Annotated in this window: 25 protein-coding genes, 1 other RNA gene, 3 pseudogenes and 1 riboswitch; of the genes and pseudogenes, 8 read left to right on the top strand and 21 right to left on the bottom strand. The window is 38.2% G+C overall.

What is annotated here, in order from left to right; translation table 11 throughout:
- Positions 1–117 precede the first annotated feature (117 nt).
- The 5 genes from sufC to sufB are packed head-to-tail and all read left to right on the top strand — an operon-like array spanning position 118 to position 5,179.
- The gene (sufC, locus tag HMPREF2758_RS01865; RefSeq protein WP_070608829.1) at positions 118–885 is read left to right on the top strand and encodes a Fe-S cluster assembly ATPase SufC; all 768 of its coding nucleotides are present in this window, start codon (positions 118–120) and stop codon (positions 883–885) included.
- Between the two features lie 8 nt (positions 886–893).
- Positions 894–2,051, top strand: coding sequence for a SufB/SufD family protein (locus HMPREF2758_RS01860; RefSeq protein WP_070608827.1), 1,158 nt, complete (start codon positions 894–896; stop codon positions 2,049–2,051).
- The gene (locus tag HMPREF2758_RS01855) at positions 2,038–3,279 is read left to right on the top strand and encodes an aminotransferase class V-fold PLP-dependent enzyme (RefSeq protein WP_070608825.1); all 1,242 of its coding nucleotides are present in this window, start codon (positions 2,038–2,040) and stop codon (positions 3,277–3,279) included. Before HMPREF2758_RS01860 ends, HMPREF2758_RS01855 begins: the two co-directional genes overlap by 14 nt.
- Entirely contained in the window at positions 3,269–3,775 is a 507-nt protein-coding gene (gene sufU, locus HMPREF2758_RS01850; RefSeq protein ID WP_070608823.1) for a Fe-S cluster assembly sulfur transfer protein SufU, read from the top strand. The genes HMPREF2758_RS01855 and sufU overlap by 11 nt, the downstream gene beginning before the upstream one ends.
- Before the next feature lie 3 nt (positions 3,776–3,778).
- Entirely contained in the window at positions 3,779–5,179 is a 1,401-nt protein-coding gene (gene sufB, locus HMPREF2758_RS01845; protein ID WP_070608821.1) for a Fe-S cluster assembly protein SufB, read from the top strand.
- Between the two features lie 111 nt (positions 5,180–5,290).
- Here the strand turns inward: sufB and HMPREF2758_RS08900 are convergent, their stop codons facing one another.
- The 10 genes and pseudogenes from HMPREF2758_RS08900 to HMPREF2758_RS01805 all read right to left on the bottom strand — a co-directional run bounded on the left by HMPREF2758_RS08900 (position 5,291) and on the right by HMPREF2758_RS01805 (position 11,369).
- Complete coding sequence (locus HMPREF2758_RS08900) at positions 5,291–5,452, bottom strand: hypothetical protein (RefSeq protein ID WP_155949074.1); 162 nt, start codon at positions 5,450–5,452, stop codon at positions 5,291–5,293.
- Positions 5,452–5,631, bottom strand: a pseudogene (locus HMPREF2758_RS09080) (glycerophosphodiester phosphodiesterase family protein); the annotation flags it as partial. The pseudogene HMPREF2758_RS09080 and the gene HMPREF2758_RS08900, both read right to left, overlap by 1 nt.
- A gap of 58 nt (positions 5,632–5,689) precedes the next feature.
- Positions 5,690–6,487 (bottom strand): hypothetical protein, encoded by a 798-nt coding sequence (locus HMPREF2758_RS01840; RefSeq protein ID WP_070608819.1) that lies wholly within the window; start codon positions 6,485–6,487, stop codon positions 5,690–5,692.
- 40 nt (positions 6,488–6,527) lie between these two features.
- On the bottom strand, positions 6,528–7,214 hold the full coding sequence (locus HMPREF2758_RS01835; protein WP_070608817.1) for a hypothetical protein: 687 nt from the start codon (positions 7,212–7,214) through the stop codon (positions 6,528–6,530).
- Between the two features lie 20 nt (positions 7,215–7,234).
- Positions 7,235–7,744, bottom strand: coding sequence for a hypothetical protein (locus tag HMPREF2758_RS01830; RefSeq protein WP_070608815.1), 510 nt, complete (start codon positions 7,742–7,744; stop codon positions 7,235–7,237).
- On the bottom strand, positions 7,741–8,379 hold the full coding sequence (locus HMPREF2758_RS01825) for an ABC transporter ATP-binding protein (RefSeq protein WP_006908304.1): 639 nt from the start codon (positions 8,377–8,379) through the stop codon (positions 7,741–7,743). The genes HMPREF2758_RS01830 and HMPREF2758_RS01825 overlap by 4 nt, the downstream gene beginning before the upstream one ends.
- Positions 8,380–8,394: 15 nt before the next feature.
- Positions 8,395–9,075: a hypothetical protein gene (locus HMPREF2758_RS01820; protein ID WP_070608812.1), complete on the bottom strand. Its 681-nt coding sequence runs from the start codon at positions 9,073–9,075 to the stop codon at positions 8,395–8,397.
- A gap of 54 nt (positions 9,076–9,129) precedes the next feature.
- Entirely contained in the window at positions 9,130–9,933 is an 804-nt protein-coding gene (locus tag HMPREF2758_RS01815; RefSeq protein WP_070608810.1) for a hypothetical protein, read from the bottom strand.
- Positions 9,934–10,015: 82 nt separating this feature from the next.
- Entirely contained in the window at positions 10,016–10,426 is a 411-nt protein-coding gene (locus HMPREF2758_RS01810; RefSeq protein ID WP_070608975.1) for a hypothetical protein, read from the bottom strand.
- Positions 10,427–10,652: 226 nt separating this feature from the next.
- The gene (locus HMPREF2758_RS01805) at positions 10,653–11,369 is read right to left on the bottom strand and encodes a LytTR family transcriptional regulator DNA-binding domain-containing protein (RefSeq protein ID WP_070608808.1); all 717 of its coding nucleotides are present in this window, start codon (positions 11,367–11,369) and stop codon (positions 10,653–10,655) included.
- 335 nt (positions 11,370–11,704) lie between these two features.
- Here HMPREF2758_RS01805 and HMPREF2758_RS08950 point away from each other — a divergent pair.
- A pseudogene (locus HMPREF2758_RS08950) lies at positions 11,705–11,788 on the top strand (mobilization protein); the annotation flags it as partial.
- A gap of 115 nt (positions 11,789–11,903) precedes the next feature.
- On the opposite strand, the pseudogene HMPREF2758_RS08790 reads toward HMPREF2758_RS08950, so the two are convergent.
- From HMPREF2758_RS08790 to HMPREF2758_RS01760, 11 genes and pseudogenes are all read right to left on the bottom strand, one after another.
- Positions 11,904–12,023: pseudogene (locus HMPREF2758_RS08790) on the bottom strand (ABC transporter ATP-binding protein); the annotation flags it as partial.
- A 2-nt stretch (positions 12,024–12,025) separates the two neighbouring features.
- The gene (locus HMPREF2758_RS01800; RefSeq protein WP_070608807.1) at positions 12,026–12,469 is read right to left on the bottom strand and encodes an Msa family membrane protein; all 444 of its coding nucleotides are present in this window, start codon (positions 12,467–12,469) and stop codon (positions 12,026–12,028) included.
- Positions 12,470–12,482: 13 nt separating this feature from the next.
- Positions 12,483–13,073, bottom strand: a complete 591-nt coding sequence (locus HMPREF2758_RS01795) for a CPBP family intramembrane glutamic endopeptidase (protein ID WP_070608805.1) — start codon at positions 13,071–13,073, stop codon at positions 12,483–12,485.
- A 51-nt stretch (positions 13,074–13,124) separates the two neighbouring features.
- Positions 13,125–13,274 (bottom strand): recombinase family protein, encoded by a 150-nt coding sequence (locus HMPREF2758_RS08635; RefSeq protein WP_371440317.1) that lies wholly within the window; start codon positions 13,272–13,274, stop codon positions 13,125–13,127.
- A 208-nt stretch (positions 13,275–13,482) separates the two neighbouring features.
- Positions 13,483–13,572: signal recognition particle sRNA small type (gene ffs / locus HMPREF2758_RS01790), an RNA gene on the bottom strand.
- Positions 13,573–13,733: 161 nt separating this feature from the next.
- Positions 13,734–14,279: a tRNA adenosine(34) deaminase TadA gene (tadA, locus tag HMPREF2758_RS01785; protein WP_070608802.1), complete on the bottom strand. Its 546-nt coding sequence runs from the start codon at positions 14,277–14,279 to the stop codon at positions 13,734–13,736.
- 102 nt (positions 14,280–14,381) lie between these two features.
- Positions 14,382–14,738: a hypothetical protein gene (locus HMPREF2758_RS01780; RefSeq protein WP_070608799.1), complete on the bottom strand. Its 357-nt coding sequence runs from the start codon at positions 14,736–14,738 to the stop codon at positions 14,382–14,384.
- A 94-nt stretch (positions 14,739–14,832) separates the two neighbouring features.
- Entirely contained in the window at positions 14,833–17,319 is a 2,487-nt protein-coding gene (locus tag HMPREF2758_RS01775; RefSeq protein ID WP_006908311.1) for an ATP-dependent Clp protease ATP-binding subunit, read from the bottom strand.
- A gap of 16 nt (positions 17,320–17,335) precedes the next feature.
- On the bottom strand, positions 17,336–17,815 hold the full coding sequence (locus tag HMPREF2758_RS01770; RefSeq protein WP_070608797.1) for a CtsR family transcriptional regulator: 480 nt from the start codon (positions 17,813–17,815) through the stop codon (positions 17,336–17,338).
- Positions 17,816–18,043: 228 nt separating this feature from the next.
- The gene (locus HMPREF2758_RS01765; RefSeq protein WP_070608795.1) at positions 18,044–19,210 is read right to left on the bottom strand and encodes a cation:proton antiporter domain-containing protein; all 1,167 of its coding nucleotides are present in this window, start codon (positions 19,208–19,210) and stop codon (positions 18,044–18,046) included.
- A gap of 65 nt (positions 19,211–19,275) precedes the next feature.
- Positions 19,276–19,356: riboswitch (Fluoride riboswitch) on the bottom strand.
- Between the two features lie 34 nt (positions 19,357–19,390).
- On the bottom strand, positions 19,391–19,903 hold the full coding sequence (locus tag HMPREF2758_RS01760) for a hypothetical protein (RefSeq protein WP_070608793.1): 513 nt from the start codon (positions 19,901–19,903) through the stop codon (positions 19,391–19,393).
- A gap of 740 nt (positions 19,904–20,643) precedes the next feature.
- Here HMPREF2758_RS01760 and nrdI point away from each other — a divergent pair.
- A complete protein-coding gene (nrdI, locus tag HMPREF2758_RS01755) occupies positions 20,644–21,015 on the top strand; it encodes a class Ib ribonucleoside-diphosphate reductase assembly flavoprotein NrdI (protein ID WP_070608791.1) in 372 nt (123 codons plus the stop codon).
- On the top strand, positions 21,003–23,186 hold the full coding sequence (nrdE, locus tag HMPREF2758_RS01750) for a class 1b ribonucleoside-diphosphate reductase subunit alpha (protein ID WP_070608790.1): 2,184 nt from the start codon (positions 21,003–21,005) through the stop codon (positions 23,184–23,186). Before nrdI ends, nrdE begins: the two co-directional genes overlap by 13 nt.
- Positions 23,187–23,193 lie beyond the last annotated feature (7 nt).

Raw genomic sequence — 23,193 nt, 5'->3', positions numbered from 1 at the left:
TGTTTTTAGCGAACCCATTTAGCAAGTCCCAAAAGCCAGTTAATCGGTGCGTATCGCTTCAATCCAAGCAAATTTATGTTAAAATATAGCCTGAAAGCATACGAAAGGAAGAACTTCATGTCAAAATTAGAAATTATTGATTTACATGTTGAAATTGAAAATAAAGCCATCCTTAAAGGAGTCAACCTTACCATTCAAAGTAATGAAGTGCATGCCATCATGGGACCCAATGGAACCGGAAAGTCTACCCTCTCTCAAGCAATTATGGGTCATCCTGATTATCAGGTAACCCAAGGAAGAATCCTTCTGGATGGCGTCAATCTTCTAGACCTCGATGTTGACGAACGAGCCCGTCAAGGATTATTTATGGCAGTCCAATATCCTAGTGAGATCTCCGGAGTCTCTAACGCGAGCCTAATGCGAACCGCCATGAATGCCCACCGCTCAGAAGATGATCAGATTTCAATTTTTAATTTTTTAAAAAAATTGGATGAAAAAATGGCCCTATTAGATATGAATCCAGAAATGGCTGAACGTTATGTCAATGAAGGGTTCTCCGGAGGAGAAAAGAAACGTAACGAAATTTTACAAATGCTTATGATTGAACCACGCTTTGCCATCCTCGATGAGATCGACTCTGGGCTAGATATTGATGCCTTGCAAGTCGTATCCAAGGGTATCAACTCATTAAGAGGCGAGCAATTTGGAGCTTTAATTATCACTCATTACCAACGTCTACTTAACTATGTCACACCTGACTTTGTCCATATCATGATGGATGGACGCATTGTTAAGTCAGGTGGCCCAGATCTAGCACTTGATCTCGAACAAAAGGGCTATAAAGAATTAGCCGTGGAAAACAACATTCGATTAAACGAAGAATAGGTGATTTTATGCAAGCTATTCATCATATTAATGAACTCAAACAAGCCGCTTACTCAACGTACCCCCAGCTATCTTTACCCAAAATCGAACGGCTAAATCTTAACCAGTGGCAACTTTTTGATAACCCAGAAAACACACCAGAAATACCCTCTATCGATCAAAAACAAGGGGATATTCTCATTTGTGATTTTCAAACAGCTATCGAAAAGTACCCTGACCTCTTTATTAATTACTTAGGCCAAGCTCTCCCCTTAGATGATAGCTCCTTATCAGCCTATCATCTCGCCCATTTATCTCAGGGACTTTTCATCTATGTCCCTGAAGGCTATCACCATCATGAAAAGCTTGAATGGACCCTGGATTTTTCAAAGCAGTCCCATCAATACCTTCTCCTCGTACTTGGCAAAAGAAGCCAGCTTTCATATTTAGAAAAGCTAATAAATAATACACCAAGCGACTTTAGCCAATCATACAGTTTAGAGGTCATCCTTGAAGAGGAAGCCAAGCTGGACTACCAAGCTATTGATCAAATGAAGTCCCACGCCTCTAACATCCTCACTCGTCGTAGTCTCATTAAGGATAGAGCCATTGTAAATTGGACTATTGGTGCTTTTAATGAAGGAAATTCCTTGGAGGATTTTGATTGTAAATTAAGTGGCCTTGCTGCCGAAAGTTATCTCAATATCACTGCTATTTCTAATCTTTCCAACCACCAAGTCATCGATTCAAAAATCAATAATTGGGGAGCTCATTCAATCGGTCATATTAAACAATACGGTGCTGCCATTGAATCCGGTCGGCTCTCTATGAACGGAATTGGGAAAATCCATAAGAATGCCAAGTTGGCTGATGCTCAACAAGAAAATCGACTTTTAATGCTGTCGGATGGTGCAAGAGGGGACGCTAACCCTATCTTATTAATTGATGAATTTGAGGTGACTGCGGGACACGCCGCTTCCATTGCTCAAGTGGACCAAGAACAACTATGGTACCTAATGAGCCGAGGAATCCCTTTAATTCAAGCCAAGTTTCTAGTAATTCGTGGTTTCTTAATGCAGTCAGTCAGTCAAATTAAAGATCCCACCATCCGCCAGTTACTTTTAGATCAATTAGATATTAAACTCCAATCCCTAACCAAAGAGGGGGATCATCATGGCCCAGCTTAATGTTCAAGCCCTTCGCCAAGAATTTCCAATTCTCCACCAAAAAGTACAAGGTGAAAAGCTCATTTACTTTGATAATGCCGCTACTTCTCAGACCCCTCAGTCTGTCTTAGACCGGATCGTCTATTATTATCAACACGAACGGGCCAACGCCCACCGAGCCGTTCATAGTCTCGGGGCTCGTACAACCGAAGCCTTTGAAACGAGTCGGCAAAAAATTGCCGATTTCATTGGGGCTGGGTCAGCTGATGAGATATCCTTTACTTCCGGGGATACCGAAAGCTTAAACCGAGTTATTCGTGGACTTATTGAACCGCGACTCCAAGCCGGTGACCTTATCCTAACGACCCGTTTGGAGCACCATTCAAGCTTGGTGCCCTTACAAGAAGTTTGTCATCGAAGTGGTGCCAAGCTCGTATTTCTAGATTTGGATGAAAATTTTCAAATCACCAAGGAATCCTTGGCACCCTATGACCAAAATCCTAAGGTCAAAGCACTAGTAACTCAACATATTTCCAATGTGCTAGGAGTTGAGCAGGATATTCCTTATCTGAGTCAGTGGGCTTTAAGACAAAGCAATTGCCTCTTCTTGGTCGATGGCGCTCAAGCAGTAGCTCATCAAAAGTTAGACCTTGCTAAATGGCAAGTTGCTGCCTACACATTTTCTAGTCATAAAATGTACGGACCCATGGGTCTAGGAGTGACCTATATCCGCCATGACCTCCTCGAACAGGCCCAGCCTGTTTGCTTTGGGGGCGAAATGATCTATCAAGTCAAAGACGATATTTCTAGCTTTAAGGAAGCACCTTGGAAATTCGAAGCAGGCACCCAGGCAATTGCCCAAATTATCGGATTAGCTGAAGCGATCAATTGGATCCAAGCTATCGGAATCAAGAACCTACATCAACAGGAAGCAGAGCTTGGCCAAAGGCTATATCAAGGGCTTACTCAAGTTGAAGGTCTAGAAATCTATACGCCTCAATCCTTTGCCAAAAATGGTATTATCGCTTTTAATATCCAAGCTATCCATCCTCATGATGCTGCTACAGCTTATGACCAGGCGGGTATTGCACTTCGAGCAGGCCATCACTGTGCCCAACCTTTAATGCGTCTGTTAAAAATTCCTGCCAGCCTAAGAGCAAGTCTAATGGCCTATAATACAAAAGAAGAAGTTGACCGTATGATAGAAGTGAGTCACAAAGTAAAGGAGTTTTTTAATTATGGCGCTTAGTCGCTTAGAACAATTATATCGGGCCGTGGTTTTAGATCATTCTAGCCATCCCCACCATAAGGGACAACTAGACCACCCCACTCATACCATGGAATTACTTAATCCCTCTTGCGGGGACATGATCCAAGTTCAAGCTAATGTAGTAGAAGGAATTATTCAAGACCTAGCCTTTGAAGGTTATGGGTGCTCAATCTCGATTGCCTCCGCCTCCATGATGTGTGATCTCTTAATTGGTAAATCCATTCAAGATGCTATCTCACTAGTCCATGACTTTAATCAATTAGTCGGCGGACAAGTCGAGCCTGATGAAGCTATTAAGGATGATGATACCCTTAATCACAACTTACAAGAAGCTAGCTTTCTTTCAGGAGTCAAACAGTTTCCTGCCCGCTATAAATGTGCCATTCTATCCTGGCGCGCTTTAGAATATGGTTTAAAAGATAATCTCGATCAAGAAAAACTCAGTCGCGATGGTATCGTGAGAAAGGAGGACTAGTCTATGTCCGATGTTCCAGTATTAAATGAATATGAATATGGCTTTAAAGATGATGCTAAGATTCTCTTCTCCACTGGTCGTGGTCTAAATGAAGATGTCATTCGAGCTATCTCCAAAGAAAAAAAAGAACCCCAATGGATGTTGGATTTCCGTCTAGAAGCCTATCAACTTTTTAAGGAAAAATCCCAAAAGCTCCCAACATGGGGTGTTGATTTATCAGAAATTAACTTTGACGATTATATTTATTATCTAAGAGCCAATGATAAACCCGCAAGATCTTGGGATGATGTCCCTGAAAAAATCAAAGAAACTTTTGAACGCTTAGGTGTCCCCGAAGCAGAACGTGCCTTTCTAGCGGGAACCACTGTTCAATATGAATCAGAAACCGTCTACTCTCGCATGAAGGATCAAGTAGATGAACTAGGTATTATCTTTACGGATACAGATACAGCCCTAAAAGAACACCCTGAACTCTTCAAAGAATACTTTGCTACGGTGGTTAAGTCGGGCGAGAACTTCCAGACAGCTTTAAATTCGGCCTGTTGGTCTGGTGGTTCCTTCATCTACATTCCTAAAAATGTTAAGGTCGATATGCCACTTCAGGCCTACTTCCGCTTAAACAATCCAAATGTTGGCCAATTCGAACGGACCCTAATCATTGTAGACGAAGGTGCTTCTGTCCACTATGTGGAAGGCTGTACAGCTCCCACTTATTCCGAAACATCCATGCACACCGGCGTCATCGAAATTATCGTTAAAAAGAATGCCACTTGCCGCTATACCACCATTCAAAACTGGTCTCATAATGTCTATAACTTGGTTACCCAACGTGGTACCGTGGAAGAAGGCGGCACCTTGGAGTGGGTGGATGGTAACTTAGGATCTTATAAAACCATGAAATACCCAGCCTGTATTCTCAACGGTCGTGGCGCTCGAGGAACAGTCTTAACAATTGCCTTTGCTGGTGAAAATCAACACCAACACTCTGGCGCTAAAATTTTCCATAACGCCCCACAAACTTCTTCAACGATCGTTTCTAAGTCCATCTCTAAAGATGGGGGTCGCGTCGATTATATGGGGCAGCTCTACTTCGGTAAAAATGCAGATGGCGCCAAGTCACACGTTGAATGTGACACGATTATCATGGATGAAAAGTCCAAATCAGATACCGTTCCTTTTAATGAAGTTCATAACCCCAATGTCAGCCTAGAACATGAGGCCAAAGTATCTAGAATTTCTGAAGAACAGCTCTTCTATCTCATGAGCCGAGGCATCTCTGAAGCTAAGGCTACCGAGATGATTATCATGGGATTTGTAGAACCCTTTGCTAAAGAATTACCTTTAGAATATGCCGTCGAACTCAACCGACTTATCGCTTATGAAATGGAAGGATCAGTGGGGTAATCCACTCAACAAAACAATCACCCTGCTTGATCAAGTGATCAAGCAGGGCTTTTTGTCATGCTTAAACTATATTAAAAAGTTAACAAAATACGGTCCTATTCAATTGGATCATCAAACAAGTCCTTTAAAGCATAAAACCGAAACATGATTAAATGATGCAATCAATAGACAGTCCACTAAATCATATCCTTGAACTAAAGCCAAGACCGCTTCTAAGCGCGGAGTGATCACTAAGTCTGGAGCCAGTCCTGACCATAATGGTAAGTGCATCATTAAACGAATGTCAGACCTTTAACCCATCCCCTTCCATTGGAAATGAGGTTGATGGTTGCATCATGAATCACTACTAGCTGATGATCTTTTGTCAAATGAACGTCCTACTCCACCCCATCAATCAAGTATTCAATAGCTTTTTGAAAGGCTAGGAGAGTGTTTTCCGGATAACATGCAGAATAACCTCGGTGGGGTAAATTTTTGTGGTCTCTAGTCCTTTAAAAAATAACCTTAAAATTAGATCTGATCTGCCAAGCTTTTAATCTCATCTTGGTTCAACTCAGCTTCATTGGAATACTTCACCCGCTTGATCGATTGAATCACTTTACCATCTTGTTCGATCTCAAAGTTGACAATCTGCTTGGAAGCATCATCAATCTCAATCGTCCAGCGTCCATGTCGAAACATTGACTGGTCTTTATTCATCTGCCCTTCAATGCGATAACTTGATCCCTCTTCTGTCATCTTAAGGTTCTGTAGCTGTCCGACACTTACTAAAATGAAATCATAAAAGAGCACTTTGGGAGAAAGCAAATCCTGCAGCTGACCTTTCTGTTGGTAAAAAGTCTTCTCACCATCGGAATATTTGGTATAAAGCGTTCCTTGGTCATAATAGACGATCTGACTGGACTCAGGAAAAATCAATTGTTCATAGAACAGACCCTGTTTCTTATTAAATACTCCTTTTAATTCTGCCTTTTCACTGCCTTCATACTCGGTCATCTCGTAATGATAGGTCATCTGATCATTAAAATTAAATTGCATCATAGAATCAAAAACAAGCTTTTGAATTGCCGGATCTATATCCGTTGTAGGATCTTCTGTAGAACTCAGTGCCGATAGCGTTCCTAGATAGGTCGGCTCTTGTATATAAGGCTCCTGCTTACTTGTATTGGATGGGTTATCCACCACTGTGCTAATTTCATCTTCTTTTTGCATATGATTCATCAAAGATTGATAGGCTACATACAGCCCTCCCACAATTCCTAACCCTAAAATTACTAAAAAGACCCGGCTAAGTATCTTTTTATTCATTACCTTCATCTCCTTAATCTGATACTTCTCTTCACAAAAGCTAAGTTTCATTGGCTCGTCTTACTCGACTAAGCCGAGTAAAAACGAGATAAGATAAGATCAAAAGAATTAAGAGAATCCCTCCCCTGAAAAGCACCATCCTCCAACCCTCTTCCGTATATGGCTGAGGCATAGCCCACTTCCACTCAGGACGGGTATAAAACGAAAAGACCAAAACTGCTAGATCTAATCCCAAACCTAGGTAGCCAAGCCCTAAGCAATAACAAAGGGTCTCCATTAATAACATTCCCATCATAGTTAAAAAGAGGTTAACCCCTAAATACACCAATTCCCCTAGCGGCAACTCATAAGCTTGCTGCCAAAAAAGACTTAGCACGATCAAAATCCCCACATAAAGCATAATGTAAACTACCATAGCCAATATGACCAAAATCCAAAGCAAGCGTGGCTGTCTAATTCGGATATATACCCACACACTCTGTTGAGCAATCACTTGCCCGAACCAATTAAAAGACAAAATCAAGGGAAAAATATACAGAAAGAGCCAGTGGTTGTTATTCATTAAGCGCTCCGGATCAACGATCGAGAAAAAGCCCCAGCTGGAGTCGTTTTCTAAGCAAAAAGCCAGCCAGTTCATAACAAACAAGAGAATCATGATCACTATTATATGACGCAAACGAAACAACTGATACAATTCTTGACGCAAAAATATCAAAGTCCCCTTCACAATGATCCCCCCTTCAATTACTAATCAGCAGGTCCCTGATAATCCCAAGTTCTTTGAAAGGCTTTATGGACGTTATCTTCAATCAAAGTATCATTGACCGCTATAATCAACTCATTCTCTCCGTGCTTGAAATCCTCATCCCTAAAAGCAAAAAAGAGTCGAAAACCCCATTCCTCAAACTGTGGTGACCCAAAGACTGGCCAGGTCCTCGCTTGTCGATTAATAATCATAGTCAAGCCCATAGCTTTTTCCTTGGTATCCCTTAAATCCCCTTCGATCTCCACCTTTAAGATATAATCTTGGTCTGGATTTAAGATAACTGGGAACTTCTCTCTAAAGTCTTCTTTTTCCTTACCTTCTAATAAGGATATTGAGCGAATTTTTAAGGGGTGTCCTTGGGCAACCAGGGTCTCCTCCATTGAATAGAGCTCCGGCTTGATGCCTTCTTTCGTCACATTAACATAGATAATTCTAGCCAATAAGCATATTAATGAAGCCAATAAGGCAATTTTCAACCTTTTTTTCTTCATCGTTGCCCACCTACTATCCGTCCGTCTGATATCTCGTAGACGTGATCTGCTACTTGATCAATCAAGTGTTGATCATGGCTAGCAATTAAAAACCCCTTCCCCTGAGCCTTCATCTCTGTCACCAAGCCCATAAAAGCTTCTACCGAATCCTTATCCAAACCATTGGTCGGTTCATCTAGGAGCACCAGTATTTGATCTTCCATCATAGCCTGAACGATGGCTAGCTTCTGGCGCATCCCCAAGGAATAATTCTTAACCTGGGTATCCTTATGCTGATAGAGATCAATGGCCTTTAAGAGCTTCATCGTTAAGTCTTCTTGATATTGATCCTTGATAGAAGCTAAATAAACCAAATTATCAAGTCCTGTAAAATGCGGGATGAAGTCTGGATTTTCAATAATAACTCCCACATCGATCGGTAAAGGATGATTAAAAACTACCGGCTGTTCTTCTAGAAAAACTTGGCCTTCTTGTAATCTCATACTACCAATAATTGCACGTAAGAGCATAGTCTTCCCCGATCCATTATGACCCACCAAGCCCACCACTTCTCCCTTATCAACAAAGAGACTCACTCGTTCTAAAACTTGCTTTTTGCCAAATGATTTAGATACTTCTTCTACCCTTAATAACATATTCATTCTCCCTCACTAAATGATAACTTCCCGACGGTACATTAGCCACTCATCAAATCGGTAAAAAATATACATAATAAAGATCGCTTTCATCAAGAGCAAGCAGACACTGAACCAATTAAAGGGGCCTTCACTATAAAAGAAAGCAACAAAAAACTTATTCAAAACCAAGTGCGGCAAGAACATGCCTAAAGAAAGCACAATTAAAAGTGCGATTAATCGCTTGTTAAGAACTGTCTCCAACAAGTAATCTAAAGACCCTAATATAACTAATAATACAAGCTGTTGCATCAGACTAAATATAAATAACTCTATCTCTTGCAGTTGCCCAAATCTAAATAAGCAAAATAACAAGTTGGAAAAATTAAAAATTAGCATCAGCCCTAAAACAATTAATAATGCCTTCCATTTATAGATACATCGGCATTCAACACTATATCTAACACTCTCAAATCGTGTTAAATAAACTCTTAATAAGTAGAGCAGGATTAAAAAAACGGGAATAATGACCCACCTTAATTGATTGGCGTCAAAAAGTTGACCATAATTAAATTGAAGCTGGTCTAATAGCTCGTCCTTATTAGCTAAATTCTGCATGATCAAACCTAGAATATTAATGCCTATCATCAGCGCCAGAAAGCAAAGGGTTCTCCGAAAATGAACTCTTATCTTCTCAATTCGAATGATATTCTTCATAAAAGACGACTCCCCTACTTAATTAAACACACCTTGTCCTTCGCCTTAGTAGAGTTAATTAACATCTCTTAGACTGCCCTTATATTTGAGATAGAAAGAAAAAAAGCTCAATAAAAAGATAGCTAGCCAAAACAGCAACAATTGTGTTAATTCTGCTGAACTTGAAAGCGTCAAATCAAAAATATATAATAAATATTTGTAATCAATCCACCAAACGCCTAGAACAGCGAACACGTTTACAAGCAAGTAGCTTGATAAAAAAGGAAAAAGGAACTCAAAGTAACGCGCTGAAATCCAATAAGAAACAGCCAAGCCCATACACGAAAAGATGCCTGATAAAACAAATATAATTGACATCAACAAAATCAAAATAAGCAAGGGATGATTTGTATATAAATAATAAATCAAGCCAGGATTCATACTAATCTGATCTTGAAGAACATCTGGTAAACACATGGGATAAATTAAAAATAAAAAAACAGCGTGAAAGAAGTAGGTAAATGTTCCTGCTAAACCTCCCGATATAAAGGCAGTTATCCATTGTTGCTTGTAATAATTCTTTCTCCCCCACCGGACCTCTTGCTTCAATATCAAATTCCACTTAAGATCTTCTCGGTAAAGCCCCGCTCCATAGAAACTAACAATCAGTGGCAAGGTCAAAAAATAGATCTCTGTTCCATAGCTAGTATGGTCAATTCCCATCAACCGCGCGAAAACTGAAGGTTCATACATATAGTTAGTCCGATTAAAGGTCAAGAAGTGGAGTAAAGTAATTCCAATTGAATACAACAATAAAATCAAGCCGTTTTTTTGTATAAATAGACGTTTTAGATCTTTTCTTAAATACCTATAGTCCATTGTCAAGCCCCTTTCATAATAAGGAGGTGCATAGCGTCCTTCTAACTATGCACTTCCTTATCATCTGTTCATTCAAGTCAAACTAATTACAATAGATACAATCAGGACTCCAGACTCCTGTTACATGTACATTATCCCAGCCGCCATTTTTTCTTACGCCCAACTTACAAGAGCGATAATTCCATTCATAAGTATATTGATGAATAAAATCTGCCTGACCAGGCGCTAATACAACCGTCGAAGAATTCACATTTTCTCCTCCAGGCCCAACAATAAAGCAATTGATAGACCTAGCATTTGAAAGGCTAGTTATACTGGCATATGAAGAACTTGCATCCGTTTTTGCACGCGGTTCAGTATATTTAGTATTTCTAAATTTTAAGTCAAAAGAAAAACCAGTATCCTGGTGATTATTGGCTGATACCATACTCGTTCCTAACAAGCCGAAAAGGCTAACAGCTAATAAGGCATTTTTTATAATTCCTTTTTTCATAATCTTTTTCCTTTCTTTTTTAATACGATCCATAATAAATAAATGCGCTTTACTATATTAAACAAACCTCCTATTATTACCTCCGCTTATTCTGTAAGCCCTTACTATTATGACGGTTCTATTATATAAAGCATATATACTGTTGCATAGATCTTATAAAAAATTGGCCTCGAATGCCCCATTTATCAATCTTTTTTGGCCTCGAATAAGTCTCGACATCACTTCATCACGCTATAAAACAATCTAACCACTCACTATTTAGAACTGCTTTCATTCTGGATGGACTCAGCTTCACATTTTCTTGATTTTTTAAGGATAGAATCTTTTTACTTTGATCAATTTTTTCTATATTCGAACAATTAACTAAAGTATCACGCTGAACATATTCGACTCGAGGGCGTAAATAATCAAAATGTGTTAAAGTGGATCGAACGTACTCTTTTTCCCCATTGATACAATGAATCTCCACATAGTGAGAACCACGCAAATGCTTAAAGTAATTAATTTGATTCAAATCAAGATCTGCCAGTTTAGACATCTTCGGATCATGCTTTAGAAGCAAGTCATAGAAAATATTCTTTAAGTGTTTCAAAGTATCATTGCCTAATCCCGTTATAATACAATCTTGACAAGTTAAGCTGTGAGCATAAAGCAGTTGAAGGATCCTTGGCGAATGGTGAAGGATTACTGTTCTTTCTAACAAATCTAAATCAATTAATTTCAGGAAGCAACTCATCAATGATTCTCCTAAAAGCCCTCGACAATCCAAAAATAAGTAACAATCTCTTGGCCTCTCCTGATAAACAAGAAATTCTAGATCTCTGTTTAAGTTTTCAATTAACTCAAAAAATTCCAAATCAACCCAATTTTGTTGGATAAAGGCTAACTGATCCTTTATCTCTCGCCAATGCCGCCTTTGTTGAGTGATAATTACTAGCCTCATGGTTTTCCTCCGCTTCTGATTTAATCGTTTTCTACATTAAATTCTAACTCAATAATATTTAAAGCTCAATTAATAACCCTTACAATACAGTTAAATGAATCTCTACTAAAGCTATTGTTCCTATTAAATAGCTTATGTTCCTGGTATTAACCAAAAGACTTTAAAATAAATAGGGTTGATGGAAGAAATTTTATCTTCCATCAACTCTCTCTTTCACCATATTCTTCTAATAGCCAGACTTTATGTTTCTGAAAGAAACAAAGAAGGAACCAAGCAGGGTTTAGCTGCTTGATTCCTTCGGAAATTAGGTCATCAACCTTATTTGACATGGAGCCTCTTTAAATAAAGAACAATTTTCTGACCTTGTTCAGTATAGGGAAAACTATGAAAATTATTATGGGAAGGAAGTGGAGAGGTAACATCTTCACTTCTCACTCTTATAAATTTTTACTATTTTCGATTTCTCTAAAATAATCTCAAAGTTATCTAGTCAATGTTACCAGTGATGCCTTCGTCAAAGTATAAACCTGCAAACCCATTTCTTCCAATGAGTCCAACTATTTCTCCCTTATTAAGTTTAAAACTTACATCATCTAAAGAGTAGAAGTCATTAGTCTTATACTTTTTACTCAAATGACTTACTTCTAGTAACATCTCTATTCCTCTTTTTTATTCTTGTCATTTTCTGACTTTGAAGTAATAATTTTTGTTATTAAATAACTAATAGTCACATACATTATTAAGGTAAATATAAGTTGTGATAAGTCTATTGGACTATTTGCAATTTCGATAGAGGTCTCCCCTACTTCTCTACCAGATCCTAATCTAAAGGCATCCCATTTTCCATTACTCTTAACAATAAGACCAAAGATTATATAAATTATAAAGCTTGTTATAGGTAATAAATAGTGGTGATTGTTAACCTCGTTTGTAAGCTTATATTCCTTTTTTATTAATATAGAATTGACAATTATAGGTAATATTAAAACTAAAAGAACTATACCCATACTCATTTTGTCTATAAATAAAGCTAGAATCAAAAAAATCAACGCATTGATTATAATTGATTTTAAGTAAGTATTTTTTGTAGTGTTTTTCATAAAAATCTCCTTTTTACATATAAAAAAAATCTACTAAAGAATTGTTTAGCCAGTGAAGTGCAAAAGCATTTTCATATCCAAACTTATCATATAAAATATATAGGACAATAGACATAGGAAACTTGCTTATTATATTTATAAGTACATCTACATTTAAATGTAATATTAAAGCAAATAATATGGATCCTATTACTATTGCGTATTTCTTATCAAATCCTCTTAAAAGTATTTCAAATATTATGAACCTAAATAAAAATTCTTCACTACTAGCCACAATTAAATTTCTAAAAATATTTATACTATTAATCTTCAATATATATTTAAAAAATATAAACCCTATTAAGATATAAATTGTATAATTTTTAAGGTTAATCTTTAAATATCTATAATCTATGCCATAAATTTTTTTAGCGATAAAAAAAGGTATAATAACAAAAAAAATGAGCATACACACAGTTAGCCAGCAAGTAGATAGAAGATTAAAATTTTGATTATTAGAACTTATAATGGTTAAAAAACCAGATAAGGCATAACTTATACCAGCAATAGCTATTAAAGCAAAAGATATTAAAATAGATTCAGTTTTTTTAGAATTGTTGTTCATAGCTTCTTCCTTCCTAAATAAAGGGGAAAAGCAATTGTTTTTCCCTAAGCTTTATGTGATAAACTCCGATAAGTCTGTATTATTTCTTCCTAAACGATCTAGCTCCGTGACAACTACAATATCTCCATCACGAATATAATCAATCAAATTCAGTAATGCTTTTCTATTGGTATTAGCTCCACTCTGTTTATCATAGAAAATCTTTGAGCAGTTTTCTCTAATTAAGAAATTTGTCGCTCTAAATTTTGTTCATTTGAACTAACACGAACGTACCCTACCTACTTTCAAATTCCAACCTCTATTCTAAATTAAAAATGTATTATGAACAACCCTATTGAACACTTTAAAAGACTATTAAATGAATATTTTAAAATTGTTAAATAGAGTATACTCTATTTAACATAGAGCCAAAATAAAAAAAGGCACATGGCTTTGTCACTTATAGCTGCTACCTTCCGGTCCTGACTCGGTTCGTGACGCCACCATTGCCATTTTTATAGTATCATACGATGCATCCTTTGTAAAGTTATAAAAATCACCTACTCAATGACACTCGCCCAATCAAAAAGAAAACCTTTAATATATAATTTTGTGATGCTGAACCCATATTATTTAAACTATCAATTTTCTAATTAAAAAGGGACCTGTGTATAAAGCTGTTTATAAGTCCGCATTATCCACAGTTTTTGTGGATAACTTCTCAAGTTTCTTTCTTTTTCTCAATTTTTTGAAAAAATCTTTCATCATTTGACTACAAGGAGCATCAAGGACCCCTTCGATGACTTGGGTCTGATGATTAAAGCGATCTTCCTGAGCTAAATTCATCAAAGAACCTGTACAGCCGCCCTTAGGATCACGACAAGCATAAATAATCGTATCTATTCTTGCCAGAACTGCGGCCCCGGCACACATGGGACAGGGTTCTAAAGTAACATAGAGTCTAGCTCCTTCTAAACGCCAGGCTCCTAAATAATGGTTAGCGGCTTCAATCGCTTGAATTTCCGCATGCCCCGTCGCTAAGTTCTGAGTCTCTCTAATGTTATGCCCACGACCAATTATCTGCCCCTGATAGACAATCACAGCGCCTATTGGTACTTCATCTTTTTCTTGGGCTTTTAGCGCTTCCTTCATCGCTTCTTTCATCCAATACTCATGGTTTTCTCTTTCTTCATTGGATAAATTCATCACGTGGATCAATTCCGGCATCCAATCGCTCCCTCTATATTCATTTAAGTTAATTATAGCGATAAGCAAACAAACAAAAAAGCCAAGTAAGCATATAGTTACTTACTCGGCTTAAATTTTTGATTAGTTTAAAAAGTCTTGTACCTTATCACCAGCATCTTGAGCAACTTCTTTAACCCGATCTACAATATCATTGAAACCTTGGCTCGCTTTTGAATTCATGTCGCTAGTCTTATCTGCTAAGGCCATTAATTTATTAACTTCTGCATCTGATAACTGATCGACTGCAGCCACTAATTTGTCTGAACCATTTAATTTATAACGAACATACGCCTTTACTTTTTCACGGTTAATTATGCCTGCTACGTGATTATGAGTATCTTCATCAAAATACGCATAAAGTGCCAACCCTGCCACTGTTACCAAGGCAGCTGACCCCAATAGAAAACCACCTAAACTAAACTCTTTATTTTTACGCATCTTAACATTCCCCTTTCAAAAAATATTAACTACACTCTAATTATAGCAAAAATCCTGTTGAATGAGTAATTATTTGCATCCGTAACAAGATAACTTAGTCTTGTCGCTTTGTTTGACTTCGATTATTAATATTAATCTCACCGGATCGACCACCAATCGTGATTTGATCGCCTAATTGGATATCTCCCGCTAGTAACATTTCACTCAATTGATCTTCAATTTGTTTTTGAATAGCCCGGCGAATTGGTCTTGCACCATATTCTGGATCAAATCCTGCTTTAGCGATAATATCAACTGCGGTATCTGTCATTCTAGCCTTAATTTCCATTTGAGCTAAGCGATCAACAATCTCATGTGCTTGCAACTTAACAATCTGACGAATCGCTTTTTTGTCTAAAGAATGGAAGACAAGCGTTTCATCAATTCGGTTAAGAAATTCTGGTCTAAATGCTCGTTTTAACTCTTCCAATACTCGTTTTTTCATTGCGTCATAATCATCACTATAATCCACAGCACCAAAGCCAACCGCTTTATCATCCCTTAAGGCGGTTGCCCCAATGTTAGAGGTCATAATAATAATCGTATGTCTAAAGTCTACCGTCCGTCCTTTTCCATCGGTTAACTGACCATCATCGAAAACTTGTAATAAGATATTAAAGACATCGGGATGAGCCTTTTCAACTTCATCCAGTAAAATCACAGAATAAGGTTTTTGTCTAACTTTTTCTGTTAATTGACCAGCCTCATCATAACCAACATAACCTGGGGGAGAGCCAATTAAACGAGCCACGGCGTGTTTTTCCATGTATTCAGACATATCAACACGAATCATATGATCTTTAGAGCCAAACATTGACTGTGCCAATGTCTTCGCTAACTCAGTCTTCCCAACACCCGTTGGTCCTAGGAATAAGAAGGAGCCAATGGGTCTTTGAGGACTCTTAAGCCCTGACCTAGCTCTTCGAATGGCTCGAGCAACTGCCGAGACGGCTTCTTCTTGTCCGATAACACTCTCATGAAGTTCCTCCTCCAAATGCACTAAACGTTTGGATTCCGCTGTATTCATTTGTTGTAAAGGTACCCCCGTTGCCATAGCTGTCACTTCCGCTACTTCCTTTCGGGTCACTTGAGGGCGAGTCTTTGATTCTTGTTCTTTCACTTTTGATTTTTGACTAGCTTTTTGAATGGCTTTTTCGATTTTTTCCTCTTCGGTACGCAATTGACTAGCTAAATCAAAATCACGTTGTAAAATAGCCTCTTCCTTACGCTTGGCAACTGACTTCAATTGAAGATCTAACTCTGCCATTTTTGATGCTTGTTGGCCTTGATTAATGCGAACAAGCGCTGCCGCTTCATCGATCAAATCCACTGCCTTATCAGGCAATTTTCGCTCTGTCATATACCGCGAAGATAACTTGACAGCAGCATCGATTGCCTCATCTGTAATCGTAACCTGATGATGGTCCTCATACTTACTACGCAAGCCATTAACAATTTGAATGGTTTCAGCCGCAGAAGGCTCATCTACCACTACTTTAGAAAATCGCCGCTCCAAAGCAGTATCTTTTTCGATATGTTTTTGGTATTCATCAAAAGTTGTTGCGCCGATAGTTTGGATTTCTCCCCGAGCAAGGGCTGGTTTTAAGATGTTTGCGGCATCAATCGCTCCTTCTGCTCCACCAGCACCGATTAAAGTATGTAATTCATCAATAAAAAGAATCACCTTACCTTCTTGATGAATCTCTTCAATGATCTTCTTCATCCGTTCTTCAAATTCCCCTCGATACTTCGTTCCTGCCACTAAAGCGGCAGTATCAAGCATCATCAAACGCTTTTTGGCCAAATCAGCCGGTACCTTTCCGGTCACCATGTCTTGTGCTAATCCTTCTGCAATAGCAGTTTTACCCACACCGGGTTCTCCTACTAGGACCGGATTATTTTTACTACGTCGAGATAGTATTTGAACCATTCGCCTAATTTCTTCTTCACGACCAATAACAGGGTCTAACTTTCCATCACGAGCCAACTGAGTTAAATCCCTAGATACAGCATCTAAGGTTGGCGTTTCACTATCTCCTTGACCTTTTTGACGAGGACGACTGCTACGTTTACTTTGATTATCCGAGCGCTGCTGTTGATTCAAGCCTATTTCATCAAAAATGGCTTTGCGTAACTGAGAAAGATCGATATCTAAATTTTTTAGTAAAACAGTAGCTAATATTTCTTCCTTTAAAATACCTAATAATAAGTGCTCAGTCCCTACCTTAGAAGCTCCTAAACGCTTAGCATCATTAGAGGCAGACATAATCACTTTTTTGCTTCTAGGAGAATAAGGGATAACCACTTCTCCATGGCTCTTAAACTTCCCTAATTTCCCATGGACTGCCTCAAGGGCCTTCAACAAAGCACCATAATCTGCGCCAAATTCCCTCAATAATTTCCCAGCAATCCCATTTTCTTCGCGGGCTAAGCCCAAGAGAATATGCTCAGTCCCTACCGCTTGGTTATTTAGATAATAAGCGTGTTCAGCTGCAATTAGCATGGCTTCTCTAGCGCTTTGTGTAAATAATTCTTCAAACATACGATCACCTCTAATTTCAATAATTATTTTGAGTTAGTTCATATTTTAATTGTTGCAAAAAACGATTAAGTATCAAGGCTCTGGCCGCTTGATCTTGCGCGGAAATCGACTGAAGAAGATCTTTATCGATAACCGATAGCATCAGCCGCCCCTCACGCTGAGAAATAATATCATCTCGGATGAGGGTTTCAATGATATTCGCAGCATTCCGATAAGAAATCTTATCTCCTACTAAAGCCATCATTTGATCCACTTCATCTGCATTGGAAGTTAGCTGAATTTTTAAAATTCGGATATAGCCTCCACCGCCCCGCTTACTTTCTACTAAATATCCGTGTTCTTGAGTAAAACGGGTATTAATGACATAGTTAATCTGAGATGGCACACAATCAAATCGATCCGCAATATCCGATCGTTTTATCTCTAATCGTTGACTTTCTTGCAAAAATTGCTTGAGATATTCTTCAATAATATCCGACATATTACGGCGTGTCATTTTTTTGCCTCCTATCGTTTTATTTATTAACATTGACTTTCTTTGACTATAATACCTGATGGACTTTCTTCTTTCAAGTATCTTGCTCAAGAAGATCGAACCATCTCCCCTCTTACAAGGGTTGCTAATGTTCTATATATCCAGTATACTCAATTGGTCAAATATGGTCAACCCAAACCTCTCCTCAGTATTAGCAGCCAAGATACAATGACTGCCAACCCCTTGTCTTTACTGAGCTTTACTTGGTTCTAAGAAACGAGGGGCAAAGTAATCAATAAACACGGCTCCCAAAGGTGCTGTTAGGAGAATAGCTACCGACGCGGCAATCAGAATAAGTTGGCCTGATTGAATCCCAGCCATAAGCGGAATTCCTCCTAGCGAAGCCTGAACGGTTGCTTTTGGCAAATAAGCTCCCATGATAAAGGCTTTTTCTTTACCATTGAATCCAGCATGAATAATTGATAGAAACACCCCAATCATTCTAAAAAGAAGACCAACTACAATCACACACACTATAGGCCAGCCCGCTTGCAGAGCTAATTGTCCGTTGACTTGAACTCCTAAGAAAGTAAAAAGCAGTACTTCAGCTATAGGCCAGATCTGATTAAATGAACGAGCTAAGTAACTAGCCGCTTGAGGGTCATTTTTATGAATCATAATATGCAAAGTTAACACTGCTAAAACACCTGAATAGGGGATCCAATGAGTGATAATAGCTTCCATTCCCATAAGGAGTAATGAAAGAGTCAAAGATCCCAATAAACCCTCCATTTTGACAGAGCGATAAACCAGATAAGCACCTAAACCCACTAATCCCCCTGATAACAGGGTTAACGGGACATTCACTAAGGCCCCCCAGCTAAAAGTGCCTCCTTGACTTAGCTGCATAAAGCCTGCAAATAAAACAAAAATTAATATATCGTCCATCGTTCCCCCTGCTAAAATCAATTGCGGAATAGCTTTTTGAGTTCCTAGCCCCCTATCCATCAGATTAGACATTCGAGGCACTAAAACAGCTGGCGACACAGCCGCTAATACACTCGCTAATAACAAGCCATCTACATAGGATATATCGAGTAAAGCAGGTGCGAATAGGCTAATCCCTAAAATTTCACAAAGTGCAGGAACAAAACACATCATGACAGCAGGACGTCCGACTTTAACTAGATCCTTAAAATTTAAGGTCAAGCCAGCCTTTATCAAGATAATCATCAAGGCTACTTGACGAATCACCGCTGCTTGATCGACTAAAGCCGGCTCCAATAAATCAAAACCGAATGGCCCCAAAGCCATCCCAGCTAATAGATAAGCTAAAAGTCGGGGCATCTTTAAAGCGTCCGCCACCTTTCCTCCTAAAAATCCTGCCAAAAACACCATACCCAAACTGAGTAACATTTATTTTCCTCCTTCTAAAAGGGCTTATTGAAATTTTCCATAAAAAAACTTCTACAAGCCCAAATAAGCTTGTAGAAGTCATTAGTTCTTAGAACGGTTCGACTCACGCTTTGTAAGCCAGGAAGCACTTCATTTCCTCAATAAAGCTATCATAAATCAATTCACTCAACGATGCAATCTTTATTCAACTTTTTCAAAAATTGTCTCGTTGAGACCAACTAGCTTGTCACCATCATGAACCTTTAACCGATAAATGGCCTTATCCTCAAAATAAATAATCAATTCTTCATCTTCAAGTTGGTAATTTACTGGCGAGAAAGTAATTTGAACTCTGGGGGCTAAACCATAATCTGAAAACTCAAGCCGAGGAAGGATGCTTTTTTCTAGATCTTCTGTGGAATCCTCTTCTGCAGGATCCAACAGTCCCATTCCTGATTGATTGACCATACGATTACGCCAATCAAGTAAATCTTGCAAATAAGGATCGTTTGACGCTTTTTCCAATTTGGCCTTGGAATTAATCACTAAGGATAACTGATCCTCTTGAATATCGAACCCTAAAAGAATCGAATCGGAGTTTTCATTTTGATAGAATCCATCAATGTCAGATAAATCTTGAGCACTGATCCCCTTAGAGAAAGGCAAGCAAAATAATATAAGTAGAGAAATTAAAAATACATGATATTTTTTCATTGTTCCACCCCTTATCTATTGATAGGTAAGTACATCCAAATAAGTCATTACATAATCTAACTCACTAATATACGAAGAATCAAAATAAAGATAACCTGAATAGCAACCCTCTGTCCAATATAATATTTTAGAAATTTCTTTATTTCCTACTATATAATTACCTAGATTGTACTGGCCTCTCTTGTATTATCTAACAGCACTTTTTGTTATTAGTTTATAAGCAACAAATGGGGAAACATTTTCCACAGAATTATGAGCACCTAGATCAGTAACAGAAACCATAAAAAATAGAATCGATACAAGTAGATAGCTTCTCATCTCTAATCATATCTTTATAAAATAGCATAGTATGCGCTTACTATAGAATAATATTAATAATTTTTATAACAATCGTCAAGTTCAAAGCTTAAAAATTTAAATATTTACATAAAAAGCAATTAATACGGTCTGTTGGTCTAACCGTTTAGAAATCTAAGAAGTAACTAATTTGAACTCAAAACTGAGTGCTTTTCATTTACCAAAAATTTTCTTGTGCTATAATGAATACCGTTGAACAACAGCTCTGTATAGCCTCACACCTGAATAATTATCACGATAACAACACAATATATTGTATTAGATTATATCTGATATCCAATATATTGTGTTTTCATCTTGAAGGTCCGGTCGCTATCTGCTAGAATAGGACTAGCTAGTTGGAAAGACGTTATATAAAATCTTTCCTAGAAAGGGGTCTATCTATGATTATTTTTCAATCGGTCATTGGAAACACACGGGCCTTCGTTCAAAAATCAGGCTTAGAATCCCTTGAGATTACCCCTGAAAATTTTGACGAAATCAAAGTCAACCAGAACTTCATCCTCGTTGCACCAACATATGACCATGAAACAACTTATATCCTCGATGAATTCATGAAATACCAGGATAATTACAAATACTGCCAAGGTGTTTTTGGAGGAGGAAACCGTAATTTTATGGATCTTTTCTGTTATACCGCCAAAAATATCAGCAAGTACTTTGACGTTCCCCTCTTACATCTTTTTGAATTCCAGGGAAGTCAATATGATGTCGATCAACTAATAAAGGAGCATCAAGATAAATGTCAGAACTAAAATCCATCAACAAACCTGAAGAAATTACTTATTTCCAGTTAAATAACCAAATCAATATCCCGATTAACGGTCAGATTCCCCTAGAAAAAGACAAAGAAGCCGTTCGGGCTTATTTTTTGGAACACGTAAACCCAAATACTGTCTTTTTCCATAATCTAGAAGAAAAAATTGGCTATTTAATTGATAAAGGCTATATTGAAGGGGATTTTATCGCCTTATACTCTAAAAAATTTATCAAGTCTTTATTCGACCATCTCTATCAACAAAAATTCCGTTTTAAATCTTTCTTAGGAGCCTTCAAATTTTATACTTCTTATGCGATGAAGACTCGTGACGGCAAACGCTATTTAGAACGCTATGAAGATCGTATCGCTTTTATGGCACTCTATTTGGCTCAAGGAGATGAAGACTTAGCTTGGCATTTAGCCGACGAACATATTCATCACCGACTACAAATGGCCACCCCAACCTTCCTAAATGCCGGAAAGAAAGCCCGTGGTGAAATGGTATCCTGCTTCTTGTTAGATGTTCAAGATAATATGGAATCGATTGGACGTAGCGTCAACTCTGCTCTCCAATTATCTAAACGCGGTGGCGGTGTGGGGGTTAATCTTTCTAACTTACGAGAAGCGGGAGCCCCTATTAAAGGAATCGAGAATGCCGCTTCTGGAGTCGTTCCAGTCATGAAGCTCTTTGAAGATTCTTTCTCTTATGCTAACCAACTGGGTGCACGTCAAGGCGCAGGTGTAACCTATCTATCCGTCTTTCACCCTGATATCTACGCTTTTCTATCCACCAAAAAGGAAAATGCCGATGAAAAAGTTCGAGTAAAGACCTTGTCACTTGGTATCGTAGTACCTGATCAATACTATCACCTTCTTAAAAGCAATGAACCTATGTATCTATTCAGTCCTTACGATGTTGAACGAGAATATGGTGTCCCTTTCTCGTATGTGGATATCACCGCTGAATATCATAATCTGGTTGCTAATCCACGCATTCATAAATACCAAACTCGCGCTCGTGAACTAGAACAAGAAATCTCAAAATTACAGCAAGAATCCGGTTATCCTTATATTATTAATATCGATACCGTGAATCGCGCTAATCCGATTGATGGACGTGTCATCATGTCCAATCTTTGTTCAGAAATATTCCAAGTCCAAGAGCCTTCCATCCTCAACGAAGATTTAAGCTACAAAGAAGTGGGAAGCGATGTTTCCTGTAATTTGGCCTCGACTAATATTCTACAAATGCTCGAGGGGGATGATTTTGAAAAATCGGTTGAAACAGCCATTCGTGCTCTGACCCAAGTATCTAATATGACGCATATGCATGCTGTTCCAACCGTAGAACGAGGAAATGAACTCCATCATTCAGTCGGCTTAGGAGCTATGGGATTACATACCGCTTTAGCTTACCACCATATTGAATATGGATCCCCTGAAGGATTAGAGCTCACTGACCTTTACTTCCGTTGCTTACGTTTTTATGCATTAAAAGCCTCAAATAAAATTGCCAAAGAACGGCAAGAAACGTTTGCTAATTTTGATAAGTCGGACTATGCGGATGGTTCATACATCCAAACTCACTATCTTGATACTGAAGAAGTGACCATTCACTCCGATAAGATCAAGGAAATCTTTAAAAAGATTCAAATCCCTCAAAAAGAAGATTGGCAAGCCTTAAGTGAAGCTATTCAAAAAGATGGTCTCTATCATTCTTATCTATTAGCGGTTGCTCCAACCGGATCAATCTCCTATATTAATGAGACTTCTTCTTCCTTGCATCCAATCGTTCAACGAGTTGAGCACCGACAAGAAGGACAAGTAGGAGCTGTATTCTACCCAACCCCTTATCTATCCAATGATACCCTACCTTATTTTGTCTCTGCCTATGACATGGATCAACGTAAAATTATTGATACCTATGCAGCTGCTCAAAAGCACATTGACCAAGGAATGGCTATGACCCTCTTCATGCAATCCGAGTTACCCGATAACTTCTACGAATGGAAGGTCAATCGTACCAATAAGATGACTACGCGAGATTTAAATATCCTAAGAAATTATGCCTATCGTCAAGGTATTAAATCTATCTACTACATCCGTACGTTTACAGGCGACGAAGAATTAGGTGGAGCCAATACCTGTGAGTCTTGTGTGATCTAAGAAAGGA

Source organism: Facklamia sp. HMSC062C11, assembly GCF_001810675.1.
Lineage (GTDB): Bacteria > Bacillota > Bacilli > Lactobacillales > Aerococcaceae > Facklamia > Facklamia hominis.
This window is presented reverse-complemented; position numbering and strand designations above follow the sequence as displayed.